General features: G+C 74.5%; 14 protein-coding genes. 11 read left to right on the top strand and 3 right to left on the bottom strand.

Going from position 1 to position 16,692, the window contains the following annotated elements; translation table 11 throughout:
- Window positions 1-351 precede the first annotated feature (351 nt).
- The 6 genes from ACFV04_RS20765 (at window position 352) to ACFV04_RS20790 (ending at window position 7,078) form a co-directional block, all read left to right on the top strand.
- The gene (locus tag ACFV04_RS20765; RefSeq protein WP_380530938.1) at window positions 352-1,242 is read left to right on the top strand and encodes a hypothetical protein; all 891 of its coding nucleotides are present in this window, start codon (window positions 352-354) and stop codon (window positions 1,240-1,242) included.
- Window position 1,243: 1 nt separating this feature from the next.
- A complete protein-coding gene (gene asnB / locus ACFV04_RS20770) occupies window positions 1,244-3,079 on the top strand; it encodes an asparagine synthase (glutamine-hydrolyzing) (protein WP_380530941.1) in 1,836 nt (611 codons plus the stop codon).
- The gene (locus ACFV04_RS20775) at window positions 3,076-3,720 is read left to right on the top strand and encodes a flavin reductase family protein (protein ID WP_380530944.1); all 645 of its coding nucleotides are present in this window, start codon (window positions 3,076-3,078) and stop codon (window positions 3,718-3,720) included. The genes asnB and ACFV04_RS20775 overlap by 4 nt, the downstream gene beginning before the upstream one ends.
- The gene (locus ACFV04_RS20780; protein WP_380343504.1) at window positions 3,717-5,216 is read left to right on the top strand and encodes a 4-hydroxyphenylacetate 3-hydroxylase family protein; all 1,500 of its coding nucleotides are present in this window, start codon (window positions 3,717-3,719) and stop codon (window positions 5,214-5,216) included. The genes ACFV04_RS20775 and ACFV04_RS20780 overlap by 4 nt, the downstream gene beginning before the upstream one ends.
- Window positions 5,213-6,055 carry a class I SAM-dependent methyltransferase gene (locus ACFV04_RS20785; protein ID WP_380530947.1) on the top strand — a complete coding sequence of 281 codons (843 nt, stop codon included), beginning with the start codon at window positions 5,213-5,215 and terminating at the stop codon, window positions 6,053-6,055. Before ACFV04_RS20780 ends, ACFV04_RS20785 begins: the two co-directional genes overlap by 4 nt.
- Before the next feature lie 147 nt (window positions 6,056-6,202).
- Window positions 6,203-7,078 carry a helix-turn-helix transcriptional regulator gene (locus ACFV04_RS20790; RefSeq protein ID WP_380530950.1) on the top strand — a complete coding sequence of 292 codons (876 nt, stop codon included), beginning with the start codon at window positions 6,203-6,205 and terminating at the stop codon, window positions 7,076-7,078.
- Between the two features lie 7 nt (window positions 7,079-7,085).
- On the opposite strand, the gene ACFV04_RS20795 is transcribed toward ACFV04_RS20790, so the two are convergent.
- Entirely contained in the window at window positions 7,086-8,396 is a 1,311-nt protein-coding gene (locus ACFV04_RS20795) for an MFS transporter (RefSeq protein WP_380343496.1), read from the bottom strand.
- Between the two features lie 494 nt (window positions 8,397-8,890).
- On the opposite strand from ACFV04_RS20795, the gene ACFV04_RS20800 reads away from it, so the two are divergent.
- The 3 genes from ACFV04_RS20800 (at window position 8,891) to ACFV04_RS20810 (ending at window position 11,136) form a co-directional block, all read left to right on the top strand.
- Complete coding sequence (locus ACFV04_RS20800) at window positions 8,891-9,490, top strand: Dps family protein (protein ID WP_380530953.1); 600 nt, start codon at window positions 8,891-8,893, stop codon at window positions 9,488-9,490.
- Window positions 9,490-10,227 (top strand): acetate uptake transporter family protein, encoded by a 738-nt coding sequence (locus ACFV04_RS20805; protein ID WP_380530956.1) that lies wholly within the window; start codon window positions 9,490-9,492, stop codon window positions 10,225-10,227. The genes ACFV04_RS20800 and ACFV04_RS20805 overlap by 1 nt, the downstream gene beginning before the upstream one ends.
- Window positions 10,228-10,410: 183 nt before the next feature.
- Window positions 10,411-11,136, top strand: a complete 726-nt coding sequence (locus tag ACFV04_RS20810; protein WP_380530959.1) for an alpha/beta fold hydrolase — start codon at window positions 10,411-10,413, stop codon at window positions 11,134-11,136.
- 116 nt (window positions 11,137-11,252) lie between these two features.
- Here the strand turns inward: ACFV04_RS20810 and ACFV04_RS20815 are convergent, their stop codons facing one another.
- Window positions 11,253-12,197: a hypothetical protein gene (locus ACFV04_RS20815; protein ID WP_380343488.1), complete on the bottom strand. Its 945-nt coding sequence runs from the start codon at window positions 12,195-12,197 to the stop codon at window positions 11,253-11,255.
- An 883-nt stretch (window positions 12,198-13,080) separates the two neighbouring features.
- Between ACFV04_RS20815 and ACFV04_RS20820 the strand changes: the two genes are divergently transcribed.
- Window positions 13,081-14,103 (top strand): LacI family DNA-binding transcriptional regulator, encoded by a 1,023-nt coding sequence (locus ACFV04_RS20820; protein ID WP_380530967.1) that lies wholly within the window; start codon window positions 13,081-13,083, stop codon window positions 14,101-14,103.
- A gap of 247 nt (window positions 14,104-14,350) precedes the next feature.
- On the opposite strand, the gene ACFV04_RS20825 is transcribed toward ACFV04_RS20820, so the two are convergent.
- Window positions 14,351-15,658, bottom strand: coding sequence for an aldehyde dehydrogenase family protein (locus tag ACFV04_RS20825; RefSeq protein WP_380343485.1), 1,308 nt, complete (start codon window positions 15,656-15,658; stop codon window positions 14,351-14,353).
- Window positions 15,659-16,005: 347 nt separating this feature from the next.
- Here ACFV04_RS20825 and ACFV04_RS20830 point away from each other — a divergent pair, with 347 nt between their 5' ends.
- Entirely contained in the window at window positions 16,006-16,653 is a 648-nt protein-coding gene (locus tag ACFV04_RS20830) for a DUF4360 domain-containing protein (protein ID WP_380343482.1), read from the top strand.
- Window positions 16,654-16,692 lie beyond the last annotated feature (39 nt).

Raw genomic sequence — 16,692 nt, forward strand, 5'->3', positions numbered from 1 at the left:
GGTGTCCGGCTTCGGCCGTGCCGCCGTTCGCCGTGCCGCCGTTCGCCGTGCCGTCGTGCCGTCGTGCCGTCGTGCCGTCGTGCCGCCGTTCGCCGTGCCGCCGTTCGCCGTGCCGCCGTTCGCCGTGCCGCCGTGCCGCCGTGCCGCCGTGCCGCCGTGCCGCCGTTCGCCGTGCCCCGGCTCCCGGAGGGCGGGGCGCCGGGCGACCTTCGGAGCATCCGCACGGCGACGATCGGCGCCCTGACCGGCGCCGTTCGGGGCTACCGAGCCGGTCGGGCCGCTTCGTAGCGTGGCGGGAACGACGACGACACGACGGTCCGAAGGATCGTTCAGCCGAAGGGAGATGGCCCGATGGGGGGTGTGTCCGACGGGACGGTCGGTGCGACCGGCTCCGGTGGCCGGGCGGGCGGCGAGGCCGGGCCGCGCACGGCGGTCCTGGCCGCCGGCGCGGGCCGACGGCGCCCCGGTGCGGAGCAGCCGAGGTCGCCGTACCGCGCGATGCCGGACGCCGAGCGGTCCGCGCTCTGGCGGCAGCGGCTGCACGAGGCCGAGGCCGGGTTGACGCGGTACCTGGTGTCCCGCGGGGACGAACTGCACCTCACCGACTGGTTCGTCCTGCAGTCCGAGCTCTTCGCGGACCTGCCCGAGCGGGACGCGCCGGCCGTCGAGTGGCAGCGGGTGTTCTTCCGCGACCAGGCATTGATGGAACGTTTCCTCGTCCTCCGCTACGGCGAGGAGGTGCTCGGCGACTGGGCCCGCTCCAACGCCGAGGTGCACCGCGACGTCGAGCCCGACCACGGCCGGGGCGCCGCCGACCCGATCCACCGGATCGCCCGGCAGGCCGAACTGTACGGCTCGGACTACGAGTTCGACGACGACGCGGAGCCCGGCCCCGAGCACGCCGGGCTCACCATCACGCACTGCGCGATCTGGGACTACCGCGAGAAGGCCCGCCGCTCGGGCGTCCGTCTGACCCTCGCCTCGCCCTGCACCTACTGCACCGAGGCGCTGTCCGCCAACATCCGCGCCAAGGGCTACCGGCCCGCGCACCGGCTGACGCACGGTCCGACCGGCCACGGCTGCCGCTGGGAGTGCACCGCCGCGAGCGCGGACGGCTCGCCGGCCGGGGACGTCCGGCCCGGGGGAGCCGCCCGGCCTGCGGAGCCCGCCGCGCCCGCCGCGCCCGCTCCGCCTTCCGGCCCCGCCGAACCCACCGTCACCGACGAACCCGGGGAGTCCTGACATGTGCGGAATCACCGGCTGGATCGACTGGGACACCGACCTGCTCCACCAGGCCCGGGCGCTCCGGGAGATGACCGCCACCCTCGCCTGCCGGGGCCCGGACGCCGACGGCGTCTGGCTCTCCCGGCACGCGGCCCTCGGCCACCGGCGGCTGTCCGTGATCGACCTCGACGGTGGCGTCCAGCCGCTCGCCGACCGACCCGGACCGGACACCGCGGCCGTCCTCTCCTACAACGGCGAGCTCTACAACCACCGCGAACTGCGCACCGAACTGGAGGCCCTCGGGCACGTCTTCCGGACCCGCTCGGACACCGAGGTGGTCCTGCGCGCCCACCTCCAGTGGGGCCGGTCCGCGCCGTCCAGGTTCAACGGCATCTTCGCCTACGCCCTGTGGGACGCCCGGCAGGAGGAACTGCTGCTGGTCCGCGACCACCTGGGCATCAAACCGCTCTTCTGGCACGACCACCGCAGCGGCGTGCTGTTCGGCTCCGAGCCGAAGGCGGTGCTCGCCAACCCGCTGTTCCGCGCCGAGCTGGACGCGGAGGGCATCGCCGAACTGTTCGCGCTGCCCGCCGCACCGAGCGCCGGCCACGGCCTCTTCCGCGGCCTCCACGAGGTGCGGCCCGGCCACCTGGTGGCCGTCACGCGCGCCGCCACCCGCGAGGTCCGCTACTGGCGGCTGGAGTCTGCCGAGCACCGGGACGACGCCGCGACCACCCGGGCGACCGTCCGCGGCCTGCTCGCCGACGCCGTCGGACGGCAGCTGATCAGCGACGTCCCGCTGTGCACCCTGCTCTCCGGCGGCGTCGACTCCAGCGCCGTCACCGCGCTGGCCGCCGCGGCCCGCGAGCGGGCCGGCCAGGGCAAGATCACCAGCTTCTCCGTCGACTTCCCCGGCAGCGCCGACCGCACCCCCGACGCCTGGCGGACCACCCTCGACGCCCCCTACGTGGAGGCCGCCGCCGAGCACATCGGCACCCTGCACACCACCGTCCTGGTGCCCGACGACGACCTGCTGGACGCCCGCGACGCCGTCCTGCGCGCCCGCGACCGCCCCGGGTGGGGCGAGATGGACGCCTCCCTGCACCTGCTCTTCCGTGAGGTGCGGCGGCGCTCCACCGTCGCGCTCTCCGGCGAGGCCGCGGACGAGATCTTCGGCGGCTACCCCTACTTCCACGACGCCGCCGCGGTCGCCGCCCCGACCTTCCCGTGGCTGCACGGCAGGGCCACCCCGGCGGACCTGCTGCGCGCGGACGTCCGGGCCGAGGTGCGCCCCGAGGAGTACACCGCCGCCGCCTACCGCCGCTCGCTCGGCGAAGTACCGCGCCTGGACGGGGAGCCGGCCCGCGACGCGCGGATCCGCGAGGTCTTCCACCTCGCGCTGACCCGCTGGCTGCCCCCGCTGCTGGACCGGGTCGACCGGGTGTCGATGTCGGTGGGCCTGGAGGTCCGGGTGCCGTTCTGCGACCACCGCCTGGTGGAGTACCTGTGGAACGTCCCGTGGGCGCTCAAGGCGCCGGACGGGCGGGCCAAGGGCCTGCTCCGGGACGCCGTCCGGGACCTCCTCCCGCCGCAGGTCACCGACCGGCCCAAGAGCGGGTACCCGTCCACGCCCGCCGTCCGCTACACCGAGGTGCTCACGGCCCGGGCGCAGGACCTGCTGGCCGACCCGAACGCGCCGGTGTTCGAGCTGGTGGACCGCGAGCTGGTCCGCCGGCTGCTCGCCGAGGGCCGGCCACTGCCCAGCCCGCGCACCGCGCCGAACCCGGTCGGCGGCCTCGACCACCTCGTCCAGGTCGACGAGTGGCTGCGCGCCTACCGGGTGGGGCTGCGATGAGCGGCGCCGCCCCGACCGCCGCCCCGGCCGCCGCCCCGACCGCCGCCTCCGACCTGCGGGCGGCCGTCGACGGCCCCGAAGTGCGGGCGGCCGTCGAGGAACCGGACGTACGGACGGCCGCCGAGGACTTCCGGGCCGCCTCCCGCGGCTGGACCAGCGGGGTCGCGGTGATCACCGCCCGCACCGGCGAGGAGGTCTTCGCCAAGACGGTCTCCTCCTTCAGCACCCTCTCCCTCGACCCGCTGCTGGTCACCGTCGCGATCGGCCGGCACAGCCCGCTGGTCGCCGCCGTCCGGGCCTCCGGACACTTCGGACTGTCGATCCTGACGAACCGTCAGATATCCGTCGCCCGGCGGTTCGCCACCCCCGGGGCCGGCCGCGCGCGCGGCGCCTTCGCCGCCGTCGGCGCCCACGCCGCCGTACCGATGCGGACGGCCGCCACCGGCGCGCCGCTCGTCGAGGACGCCCTGGCCCGGTTCGACTGCCGGCTGCACGCGGACCTCCCCGGCGGCGACCACACCATCCTGGTCGGCCGGGTCGCCGCCGCCGCCCGCGACGACGGCACACCCCTCCTCTACCACGACGGCCAGTACCGCGTACTGGCCCCGAATCCCCTCACCACCAACGGAGTCGGCGCATGACACTGCTGGACACCCGCACCGGTCGCGGCGCGCCCGCCACCGCCCGAGGCCTCCTCACCGGCGACCGCTACCGGGCCGAACTCGACGACGGCCGTGAGCTGTACCTCGACGGCCGACGGATCGCCAACCCCGCCGAGCACCCCGCGTTCCGCCCGGCCGTGGACGAACTGGCCCGCCTGCTCGACCTCCAGCACGACCCCGACCACCGCGACCTGCTCACCTGGCAGGACCCCGACAGCGGCCTGCGGCTGGCCCGCGCCTACCAGCCCCCGCGCACCCTCGACGACCTCCGGCTCCAGCGCCGCAGCGCCGAGTTCTGGCACGCCGAAGCACTCGGACAGCAGGGCCGCTCGCCCGCCTTCATGGCCTCCATCGCCGTCGGCGTCCACGACTTCCGGCACCGGCTCGCCGAGGCCGACCCCCGCTTCGGCGCCAACGCCGAAGCCTGGTACCGCCACTGCGCCACCAACGACCTCGTCCTCTCGCACGCCCTCGGCGACCCGCAGATCGACCGCTCCGCCTCCCCGGTCGACGACCCCGACCTCGCCCTGCGCGTCATCGAGGAGAACGACCAGGGCATCGTGGTGCGCGGCGCCAAGCAGCTCACCACCCTCGCCCCGCTCGCCCACGAAGTACTGGTCTACCTCTCGGCCTCCTTCACCGAGGGCCGCGGCGAGCAGTTCGTGAGCTGGTTCGCCCTGCCGCTCGACACCCCCGGCCTGATCACCCTCGCCCGCGAACCGCTCGGCACCGCCGCCTGGGGCCACGCCCACCCGCTCGGCGCGCGGTACGACGAGCAGGACGCGATGCTCTTCTTCGACGACGTCCTGGTGCCCTGGGAGCGCGTCTTCCTGTTGCGCGACCCCGCCCTGGCCCGGCTCGGCCTCGCCCGGATCAACGCCTGGAGCGCCTACATCGGCCACGTCCGCTACCGCGAGCGGCTGCGCACCCTGCTCGCCACCGCCACCCTCCTCGCCGAGTCGATCGGCGTGGACGGCTTCCGCAACATCCAGGAGGACCTCGGACGCCTCGCCGGGTACGCCGAGCTGACCGAGTACTTCCTGGACGCCGCCGAAGCCCGCGGCGGCCCCACCGACAGCGGCCTCTTCGCCCCCGGTGACACCGCCGCCTCCCGGGTCTGGTCCGCCGAGGTCGCCGGCAGCGCCGTCGAGATCGTCCGCCGGATCGGCGCCTCGGGACTGCTCATCCAGCCCACCGCCGCTGACCTCGCCCACCCCCGGCTGCGCCCGCACCTGGACCGCTACATGCGCGGGCGCGGCATCGACGCCGAGCGCAAGTCCCGGCTGTTCCGGATCGCCTGGGAGCTCACCGGCGACGGCTTCGGCCAGCGCCAGGACCTCTACGAGTACGTGCACCGGGGCGACCTCGCGCGCAACCGGATCAACATCTTCAAGCGGTACGACCAGAGCGGGGCCCGTGAGCGGCTGCTGCAGCTGGTCGACCGGCCCGCCGACGCCGAGGAGAACCAGAAGTGACCGCGTCCGCCGTCGAGATCCAGGCCCGCACCCTCGCCGGGTACGCCGACGCCAGCCGACTGCGCCAGGTCCAGGACCGCGACTGGGTGCTCGACCAGGTCACCGGCGCCCCCGAGACCCTGATCGACCTCGGCAGCGGGATCGGCCAACTGCTGCAGGCCGCCCTCGAACGGTTCCCCACCTTGCGGCGCGCCGTCGGCCTGGAACGCTCACCGCACCGCATCGCCGAGGCCGCCGAGCGGCTCCGGCCGTACGGCGAGCGGGTCGCCCTGCACCGGGCCGACCTCACCGCGCCCGAGCCGCTGCCCTTCCGGGCCGAGGTGATCACCCAGACCTCGGTGCTGCACTGGCTCCACCCGGACGAGGAACGGATCTTCGCCTGGGCCGGCGCCCACCTCACCCCCGGCGGCACGTTCCTGCTCACCACCTACCACCCCGCCCGGGACGAACACGGGCTCGGCGGCGAGGACGAACTCGTCCGGGACGCCCTGGTCGCCCTCGGTACCCCGTACGACGAGGTGCCCGGCGCCTTCGCCCGCGGCGGCGTCCTGCCCATCGCCACCCGCACCAGGACCGTCGAGGACCTCGCGGCGCTGATCGGCCCGCACCTGCGGGTGGCCGGCCACCTGGAGCGCGACGCCGTCGTCACCGTCGACGGCGCCGCGCAGTACGAGCACTTCCACGCCGCCACCTTCGGCGACTACTACAGCGGCCTCGTGCCGGAGGACCGGCGGGCGGAGTTCTTCCGCGCCGTCGGCGAGAGCGCCTGGCGCCGGCAGCGGGAGCGCGGACACGTCAGCCACATGGCCGTCCGGCTCTGGTCGTTGACGTCCCGTTGACAGTGTGCGGTCGTTGACGGTGTGTGCTGTCGTTAACAGTGTGTGTAGCCCGCCGCTCACCCCTGGGAGGAGCGGCGGGCTCCACCTACGCTGGGGCCGAACCCCGGAACCCCCGACGTCCGCAGCAAGTGTCCGAGGAGCCCACCCGTGTCAACTCCCCCCGCCGGACGGGAACTCGGCGCCTTCCTGCGCGCCCACCGCGAACTCCTCAAGCCCGCCGACGTCGGCCTCACCGCCACCACCCGCCGCCGCACCCCCGGCCTGCGCCGCGAAGAGGTCGCCTCCCTCTCCGGCGTCGGCCTCGCCTGGTACACCTGGGTCGAACAGGGGAGGGTCGCCGCCTCCCGGCAGGTGCTGGAGGCGATCGCCCGCGTGCTGCGGCTGGACGACGCGGGCCTGCGGCACGCCCTGCGCCTGGCCGGCTACCACGAGCCCGCCCCGGCCGCCGGGCCCGAGGGCACCGGCCGCGTCGCCGAGGCCATCCAGCCCGTCCTCGACTCCTGGCCCACCAGCCCGGCCGTCCTGCTCGACCGCCACTTCGACCTGCGCGGCTGGAACGCCGCGTGGGCGGCGCTGTGGGGCCCGCCCGAGTTCGTGCCCGCCGACCGGCGCAACCTCATGTGGGTGATGGCCGCGCACCCGCGGGTGCGCGCGGTGCTGCCCGACTGGGAACCGCTCGCGATGAACGTCTTCCAGCACTTCCGCGCGCAGGCGGGCCCCGCCCTCGCCGACCCCCGCACCCGCGAGGTCTACCGGCACCTGGACGAGGACGCGCCGGAGCTCCGCCACTGGTGGGGGTGCCACTCGGTGGCGGAACTGACCGTGCGCACCGTCACCGTCGCGCCGGCCGGCCTCGGCCCGGTCCGGCTGACCCTGTCGTCCTTCCACCCGGTGGACGACCCGTCCGCGACGGTGCTGCTGTTCACCCCGACCGCCGCCGCCGACCGGGCGCGGGTGACCGAACTGGTCGAGCATCCGTTGCGCGCGGTCGGCGGCGGCGAGGGGGAGCGCCGGGTCGGCTGAGCCGGTCTCAGGCCTCCGGCGCGGTGGCGGCCGCGGTGGTGGCGCCGGTGGTGGCGGTGGCGCCGGCGGTGGCGGTCGCGTTGTGGCGCAGCCCCGCACTGACCGCCAGCCCGCCGAGCGCGGCCAGCAGCGCCAGCCCGGCGCCGACCAGCAGGGTGCCCTGCGCGACGTCGCCGAACGTCCCCACCACCCAGGCGCCGACGCCGGTGCCCGCGTACATGGTCGAGGTCAGCCAGGCGCTGGAGGTCGCCCGCAGCTCCGGGGCGATGGTGCCCGCCAGCGTCTGCTGGTCCGTCACGAAGCCCCCCGAGGCGAGGAACCACACCGTCACCCCGGCCAGGGCGAGGACCAGGCCCGGCCCCTCGGCCGTCACCGCGATCCCCACCGCCAGCAGGACGCCCCACAGCGGCAGCAGCGGAAGGTCCGAACGCCCGGCGGTCCTGGCCCGGTCGCCGAGCCGACCGCCCACCAGCGAACCGGCCATGCTGCCCGCGCCGACCAGCACGCCCACCAGACCGAGCGCCTGCACCGACAGGTCGAAGCGCTGCACCAGCAGCGCGCCGAGGAAGGTGTAGGCGCCCAGGTTGGCCGTGTTGAACACGGTGTTGACCAGCAGGGCGCGGCGCAGCGTCGGGTCGGCCCAGCCCGCCAGGATCGCCCGGACCGCGCCCACCCGTGGCGCGGGCGCCCCGGCCGGTCCGCCCCCGACCTGACGCAGCAGCAGCGGCACCGCGGCGGCCGTGCCGACCGCCAGCGCCCAGAACGCCGAGCGCCAGCCGGCCAGCCCGGCCAGGAACCCGCCGAGCGGCACACCGATCACCTGGCCGCAGGAGAACAACGCCATGGCGAGGCCCAGTGCCCGCCCGCGCACCGCCTCCGGCGCGGTCTCGGCGATGTGCGCCCAGATCGCCGGCCCGGCCGCAGCCGCCGCCAGCCCCGCCACCGCGCGGGAGACGACCAGCAGGGTCAGCCCGGTGGACAGGGCCGCCGCCGCGTTGGACAGGACGAACAGCAGGGTGCCCACGACGAGGGTGCGCCGACGGCCGAACCGGTCGCTCGACAGCCCGAGGAAGGGCGCCGCGACGGCGTACACCAGCACGTACGCCGTGACGCTGGACGCGGCGGCCGCCTCGCTGGTGCGGACCGAGTCCGCGATGGTCGGCAGCAGTGGCGACACCAGGAACGTCTCCGTGCCGAACAGGAACAGCAGGAGGAACACCCCTGCGTAGCGCCACCGGTCGAAGCCCGGTGCCGGTGCGTCCAGCGGCGGGACCTCCTCGGCCCGGTCGGGCAGGGGCGGGTCGGAGATGCTGCTCACGACGGGGTACCACCTTCTGGTACGGGGCGCGGCCGGCCCTCGGACGGCGGGCGGAAGCGGCCGCGCGACGGCTGACAGGACGTCCGATGCGGCCATCCTGCGGACCGGCCCGGCACCCCAGCCAGACAGGCGGTGATCCTGTGACCACGGCTCACAGGCTCGGCGCGGCGTCGTGCGGCGTCGTGCGTTGTCATGCGGCGTCGTGCCGCGTCATGCGGGCGTCGTGCGGTGACGTGCGGCGTGGTGCGCTGTGGTGCCAACTCCGGGGCACGGGGCGCACAGCCGCCCGGCCGGGTCGGCCGTAGCTTCGAGGAGTGCCGAGCCGCCGACCGCGGACTCCGCAGAACGGGCCCGGCCGCGCGCACCCCGACCGGGCGACCGGACCCACCGGACGCCCTTCCGCCCACCGGACCCCTTGCCACCCCCCGGACCCCTTGCCACCCCCCGGACCCCTTGCCCACCCCCGGACCCCCTTCCCCGAACAGGAGCACCCGATGGAAACCGTGCACCGGACCGCCGACGAGACCTCGCACCCGACCGGCGGCGGCCAGCCGCTGCTGCACCAGAAGGGCGCCGAGACCCAGGCGTTCGGCACGCTCAAGCAGCTGCCGATCGGCCTCGGCCACGACACCCGCATGTACGGCTGCCAGCGGCTGAACCGCGTCCTCGCCGACACCCAGATCCTCTACTCGCTCTACAAGAAGCACCACTGGCTCATGCGCGGGGCGACCTTCTACTCGCTCCACCTGATGCTGGACAAGCACGCCGACGCCCAACTGGCCATCGTGGACGCCCTGGCCGAGCGGGTGCAGAGCCTCGGCGGCGTCGCCGTCGGAGACCCGCGTCACGTCGCGGAGCTGACATCCGTCCCCCGGCCGCCGGACGGCGTCGAGAAGGTCCCCGTCATGCTGTCGCGACTGCTCGACGCGCACGAGCGGATCCTGATCGACGCCCGGGACGCCGCCGCCAGGCTCTCCGCGGAGGGCGACGAGGGCAGCGCCGACCTGCTCGTCTCGGAGGTCGTCCGCACCGGCGAGGCCCAGGTGTGGTTTCTGGCCGAGCACCTGGTCGACACCCCGCTGGTGCGCGGCTGATGGCGGACCCGCACGACGTCGCGGCGGCCGCCGCCGGCCCGGCCGAGCAGCCGGAGGCCCGGGCGGAACGCCGCTTCGAACCGGACCTCCGGTCGATGACCCGCATCAACCTGCGGCCCATCGCCTCACCCATGCCGCTGGGCTTCTTCACGGTGGCGATCGCCTCCGTGATGACGGGCTGCCTGCAGCTCGGGCTCCTCGGGCCCCAGGCCCGCGGCGCCGTCGCGCTGTGCGTGCTGCCCGCCTTCGTCCTGCAACTCCTGGTGAGCGTCCTGGCGTTCGGCGCCCGCGACGTGATCGCGGCGACGCTCATGGGGGTGTTCTCCGGCAGCTGGCTGGCCTACGCGCTCGTCATGTTCAGCGGCGCGGCGGACGGTCTGCCGGTGCTGGGCGTGTTCAACCTGGCGTTCCTCTGCTTCGGCGCGCTGATGGCCTCCGTGACCAGGCCCAAGCGCGCGCTCTGGTTCGTGCTGCTGGCCTCCCTGCCCCGCTGGGCGGCCACCGGCCTGTCGGGCCTCACCGGCGCCGAGTGGCTGACGCGCACGTCCGGGGCCCTCGGCCTCCTGGTGGCGCTCGTCGCGATGTACGCGGCCTTCGCGCTGATGCTGGAGGACATGCGCAGCGAGGAGGTCCTGCCCGTCGGCCGCAGCGGCCCGGCCCACACCGCCGTGGAGGGCGACCTCACCGTCCAGCTCCGCAATCTGGAACGCCAGGCAGGCGTGCGCCGCACGCTCTGACGGTCGCACTCCGGCCTCTCACTCCGGCCTCTCACCCCGGCCTCTCGCCCCGGTCTCGCGCCCCGGTCTCGCGCCCCGGTCTCGCGCCCCGGTCTCGCGCCCCGGTCTCGCGCCCCGGTCTCGCGCCCCGGTCTCGCACCGCGGCAGCCACGAACCCCCAGTCACCCACCGAGGAGTCCTCCTGTGTCCCGATCCGCCCGCCCCACCGTCGTCCTGGTCCACGGTGCTTTCGCCGACGCCTCCAGCTACGCCCGCGTCGTTCCGGAGCTGACCGCCGCCGGCCTGGCCGTGGTCGCTCCGGCGGTGCCCAACCGCGGTCTGGTCGACGACGCCGCGTACATCGCCTCGGTGGTCCGTGCCGTCGACGGGCCCGTGATCCTGGTCGGGCACTCCTACGGCGGCGCCGTCATCACCCTCGCAGGTGTGGAGGACAACGTCCGGGCACTCGTCTACCTCGCCGGGTACGCCCTGGAGCAGGGCGAGAGCCTGGGCGAGCTGCAGGGACGCTTCCCCGACTCGGGCCTCGCCGAGGCGCTGGTCCTGACCCCCTTTCCGGTGGCCGGTTCCACCGAGACCGGCACCGACGTCACCGTGGCGGTCGACCGGTTCCCCGCCCTGTTCGCGGCGGACGTCGACCCCGCGCTCGCGGCGGTGCTCGCCGTCTCCCAGCGCCCCCTGGCCGCACGGGCCTTCACGGAGACGGCCCAGGTCGCGGCGTGGAGGAGCAAGCCGTCCTGGGGCCTGATCGCCACCGAGGACCGGGCCATCAACCCCGAGGTGGAGCGCTACGGCTACCGGCGCGCCGGCATGACCACCGTCGAGGTCGACTCCTCGCACCTGGTCATGCTCGCCCGGCCCGACGCCGTGGTGGAGCTGATCCGGGAGGCGGTGCGGTCCACGGCCGGCTGACCAGCCTGCCTGGCGGCGCACGGCCGGTCGTCGACGGGCGTGCGCCGCTCCGGGTGCCGGAGCGCGAAGGAGGCGTCGTGCGCCGCGGTGTCGGCGGTCCGGGGCGCGGGCCGGTGTCAGCCCGAGGTGCGCGCCTGCCAGTAGGTGAACTGCTGGATCGGGTCGCCGAGGAGGTTCCACGGCCAGGCGGTGACGGAGTTGTCGATCAGGCGGAAGGTGTCACCGACCTCGTTCGCGCGGCCCGCCTGGATCAGGGCGAAGGCCAGCACGTTGAGGTCGGCGGCGGCCGCCGCGTGGCCGAGTCCGCCGAGCCGGGGCCATCCGTGCAGGGCGGTGTCGAGCGCGGTGATCGCCCGGTTGTGGGTCCACTGGCGACGGACCAGCAGTGCCTCGACGCCGCCGGCGGCCGACGTGCGGGCGTGTTCGTCCACGAGCGCCGTGAGTTCCACCGCGGCGGTCGGCGCGGTCGGCGGCGCGGAGGCCCGGACCGTGTCGACGAAGTTGAGCTGGGCGCTGCGCGACCCGCACTCCTCCGGCGACAGGTACCGCAGCATCTGCAGGTGGGCCTCGCGGTTCCACGGGTCCCGTTCGGCGACCTCGTGCCAGACGGCGACCACGTCGCGCGATTCCGCGCGCATCAGGCGCAGGATCCCGAGCAGGACGACCCAGGGCGTCGGATCCTCGGGCGAGATCTCGGCCGCGCGGTAGCAGGTGTCGGCCGCCGCGCGGGCGTCCTCCATTTGTCCCGCGTGCCGGCCGCGGACGAGTTGGACCCACCCCGCGAACGTCAGCGCGTCCGCGCTCTGGGCACGGCGCAGCACCCAGTTGTGCGCCAGGGAGGACGGTGCGGCCGCTTCGGCGAGGACGCCGAAACGGTGCCCGCGGCGGTCCCAGTCCGTGCCGGTCTCCCGGAGCAGCCGTTCGACCTGGTCGATCTGGATGGCGCTCTGGCCGGGCAGGCCCGGGGACTTGAGCTGGCGCCGGACGCGGCCGAGTTCGACGTCGTCGAGTTCGGGGCGCACGCTGGGGCTGGAGGCGCGAATTCTTCGGAAGAGCGACACGCGCCGCAGCCTAGGCCCATGGGCGATTTTCGGACAGCCCCCGGAATGACACATTCATGTCTCGGTGAATGCGGTGACGCTACCGCTCCGTACGGCGATCACCCGCTCCGTACGGCCCGGGCGGGTGCCGGCCATGATCGTTCCGGGGGAGTCGTGGAATTCCGGGCCGTGCGACACTGCCCCCCCTGATCATCGTGATCGGAGAGAGCCGATGCCCCCCCGGAGGCTGGTGTCGAGGGTCAATCGACACAGCCGATTTCCGGCCATTCCTTCACGCTGCGTACGGCCGGGCGGGTGCGGGGGCAGCAGGGCGCACCGCACCTTCGACCTCGTCGTCGGCGCCGACGGACTGCACTCCCGGACCCGGTCCCTCGCCTTCGGACCCGAAACCGACTTCGTCCGGCACCTGGGCCGCTACCAGGGGCACTTCACGATGCCGAACACCCAGGGCCTCGATCGCACCGGTCTGCTGCTGAACCTGCCCGGCCGGACCCTGGGCTGCTACACCGTCCACGACAACCGGGACCTGGTGGTCGGTTGGTTCTTCCGCTCGGCGCCGCTGAGCTACGGCCGGTGCGACACCGCCGCCCAGCAGCGGCTGGTGGCCACCAGGTTCAACGACGTCGGCTGGCGGGTCCCCGGCCTCCCCGACGCCATGCGCCGGTCGACCGACTTCTACTTCGCCCCCATCAGCCAGGTCGTCGTGAACGGCCTGCGCAGTGCCCGCATTGCCCGGTCCGGGCACGTACCTGCGTGGGAGCCGCCGGTCGCCGCCGGCCCTTCCCGTACCTGCACGACCCGTGGCGGGGCCGCGCCGGGTGATCTAGCATGCGCTGCCAGGCGGGCGCGAGGCCGGTGGGCGGCGACGGAAGGCGCGTGGGCAGTGAGCGGACGGCAGACCGGAAGGCCGACCCTGGAGACGGTCGCGGCCCGGGCCGGGGTGGGACGCGGCACGGTGTCCCGGGCGACCAACGGCTCGCACCGGGTGAGCGACCGGACGAGGGAGGCGGCCGGCCGGGCCATCGCGGAGCTCGGCTACGCACCCGACCAGGCGGCCCGGTCGCCGGCCGGCCGCCGGACGGACGCGATCGCGCTGGTCGTGCCCGAGACCGAGGCGCGACTGTGGGCGGAGCCGTACTTCCTGGACGTCATCCGCGGGGTGAGTTCCGAACTCGGCGCGGCAGACAAACAGTTGCTGCTCACACTGGTCCGCACCGAGCAGGAGCGGCGCCGCTTCGAGCAGTACCTGGCCGCGCAGCGGGTGGACGGCGTGCTGCTGGTCTCCGTCCACCGGGACGACCCGCTGCCGGACCGGGTACGCGCGCTCGGCCTGCCGGCCGTGCTGAACGGCCGCCGGTCGCCGCAGGAGCCGACGGCGTACGTCGACACCGACAACGTGGGGGCCGCCCGCTCGGCCGTGGAGCACCTGGCCGGGCGGGGGCGGTGCCGCATCGCCACCATCACCGGCCCGCTGGACATGGACGCCGCGTACGGCCGACTGGTCGGCTACCGCCACGCGCTGGCTGCGGCCGGCCTGCCCGCGGACGAACGCCTCGTCGCCGGAGGGGACTTCACGGAGGACGGCGGCCGCCGGGCGATGCGCGACCTGCTGGGGCGCTGCCCCGATCTGGACGCGGTGTTCGCCGCCTCGGACGTGATGGCGGTCGGGGCCCTCGCCGTCCTGCGGGCCCGGGGACTGGACGTGCCGGGCGACATCGCGCTGGTCGGCGTCGACGACTCACCGGTGGCCCGGCTCCTCGATCCGCCGCTGACCACCGTCCGCCAGCCCGTCGAGGAGATGGGCCGCGCGATGGCCGGGCTCCTGCTGCGGCAGATCGCCGGCGAGGACGCGGCGCCCTCCCGGTTGGTGCTGCCGACGGAGCTGGTGGTACGGCGGTCGTCCTGAGGGCCGGCCGTACCCGACCCCGGGCGCCACGAACCCCGGGCACCGGACCCCGGGCGCCACGAACCCCGGGCACCGGACCCCGGGCGCCACGAACCCCGGGCGCCACGAACCCCGGGCACCGGACCCCGGGCGCCACGAACCTCGGGTGCCACGCACCAACCCCCGTCGGCCGTTCGGACGGTCGGCGGGGGCCCGGGGCCCATGGCCCGGTGTCACGGGGCGTCGGGAAGCCGCGGACGCACTGGGGTCAGGCGAGGGGCTTGTCGACGACGGCCTTGGTGTGGCTGAACGTGTCGATCGAGTACTCGCCGTGGTAGCGACCCATGCCGCTCTCGCCGACGCCGCCGAACGGCAGCGCGGGCATCGCCAGGTGGGAGACGGGCAGGCCGAAGCTGAGCGCGCCGGAGGAGGTCTCCTCGGTCAGCCGTCGCTTGGTGTCCTCGGATTCGGTGAAGGCGTACAGGGCGAGCGGCTTGTCGCGCTCGTTGATGAACGCGATCGCCGCGTCGAGGTCGGGGACGCCGAGGACGGGCAGGATCGGGCCGAAGATCTCGGCCTGCATCACCGCGGCGGTCGCCGGGACGTCGGCGAGGACGGTCGGGGCGAGGTAGCGTGCGGCGCGGTCGTGCTCGCCGCCGGTGACCGTGCGGCCGTCGGCCAGCAGGGCGGTGAGCCGGTCGAAGTGGCGCTCGTTGACGATCCGTCCGTAGTCCGGGCTCTCGGCCGGGTCCGCGCCGAACAACTCCTGCACTGCGTCGGCCAGTTCGGCCTCCAGGGCGGTCGCGGTCCCGCCGATTGCGAGGACGTAGTCGGGGGCGACGCAGGTCTGGCCGGCGTTGAGGAACTTGCCGCGGGCGATCCGCCGGGCGGTGACGGCGAGGTCGGCGCCGGGTTCGACCACGACCGGGCTCTTGCCGCCGAGCTCCAGGGTGACCGGGGTCAGGTGCTTGGCGGCGGCGGCCATGACGATCCGTCCGACAGCGCCGTTGCCGGTGTAGAAGATGTGGTCGAAGCGCTGTTCCAGCAGGGCGGTGGTCTCGGGTACGGCGCCCTCGACGACCGCGACGGCCTCCTCGCCGAGGTGGCGCGGCAGCAGCTCGGCGATGGCCGCGGAGGTCGCGGGGGCGAGCTCGCTGGGCTTGACGAGGGCGGTGTTCCCGGCGGCCAATGCGCCGACCAGCGGGGCCAGGGCGAGCTGGAGCGGGTAGTTCCAGGGCGCGATGATCAGCACCACGCCCAGCGGGTCGCGGACGACCCGGGCCTCGGCGGGGCGGAAGATCTCGGGGACGTCCGCCGGTTCGGGCCGCAGCCACTGTGCCAGGTGCGCCGTGGTGTGGTCGATCTCCCTGATCGTGAAGCCGATCTCGGTGCGGTACGCCTCGGCGGCACTCTTGCCGAGGTCGGCGTGCAGGGCCTCCTGGAAGACCTCGGCCCGGTCGGTGAGCAGGGTGCGCAGGGCGGCCAGCTTGTCCAGCCGCCAGGCGAGCGGCCTGGTCCGGCCGGTGGTGAATTCGGCCCGCAGGCGGGCGACCACAGAAGGGATGCTGTCGTGCATGAGGATCTCGCGGTCTTGAGGCGTCGGTGGCGCTTGACACATGGAACTTTCAGCATGTGAAGCAATGGCGACTCTAGGGATGAAAGGTTGAGTTTGTCAAGCATCTGTCGACCCCGGGGTGCCGGCGCCACTCGCGCGCCCCCGGTGAACTCGCCCTCCTGGGGTCGGAGTTCGCCCGCGGGGCGGCCGGGGCCGGATTGGCTCTTCTTTCGACTCCACCCCCTGGGCAGCGGCCCGCGCATGTGCTGACATATGCATGTCAAAACGAGGTGGTGCCGAACCGCGCCGCACCGCGCAGAACCGCGCCGCACCGCCTCCGACTCAGACTCCGTGCTCGATCGAAGGGGATGCCCATGCTGCTCCGCGCGCTGGCCGCCGCGACCGCCGTCGCCGCATCGCTGTCCGGCCCGTCGGCCTTCGGCGTCGACTCGCTCCCGACCCCGCCCGACCGGATCGTCATCGACGTGGCGACGGTCAACGGCTCCGGCTGTCCGACGGGAACGGCCGCGGTGGCCGTCTCCCCGGACAACACCGCGTTCACCGTCACCTACAGCGAATACCTCGCTCAGGTGGGGCTCGGCTCGAAGCCGACCGACTTCCGGAAGAACTGCCAGCTCGACCTGCGCGTGCACGTCCCCCAGGGCTTCACCTACGCGATCGCCTCCGCCGACTACCGCGGCTTCGCCCACCTGGAGAAGGGCGCGAACGGGACCGAACGGGCCAACTACTACTTCCAGGGCCAGGCCCAGACCGCCTACTCGTCCCACCGCTTCACCGGCCCGCAGGACGACAGCTGGCAGGCGACCGACACCGTCGACGTCGCCGCCCTGGTCTGGGCGCCCTGCGGCGAGGAGCGCAACTTCAACATCAACACCGAACTGCGGGTCGCGGCCGGCACCTCGGACCCGACCAAGAGCACCAGCTTCATGACGATGGACTCGACGGACGGCAACATCAACACCGTCTACCACCTCGCCTGGAAGCACTGCCCCTGACCCCGCACCCGGCCCCCGGGCCGGGGACAGGCCGGGAGG

This window comes from Kitasatospora sp. NPDC059599, assembly GCF_042735125.1.
GTDB lineage: Bacteria > Actinomycetota > Actinomycetes > Streptomycetales > Streptomycetaceae > Kitasatospora.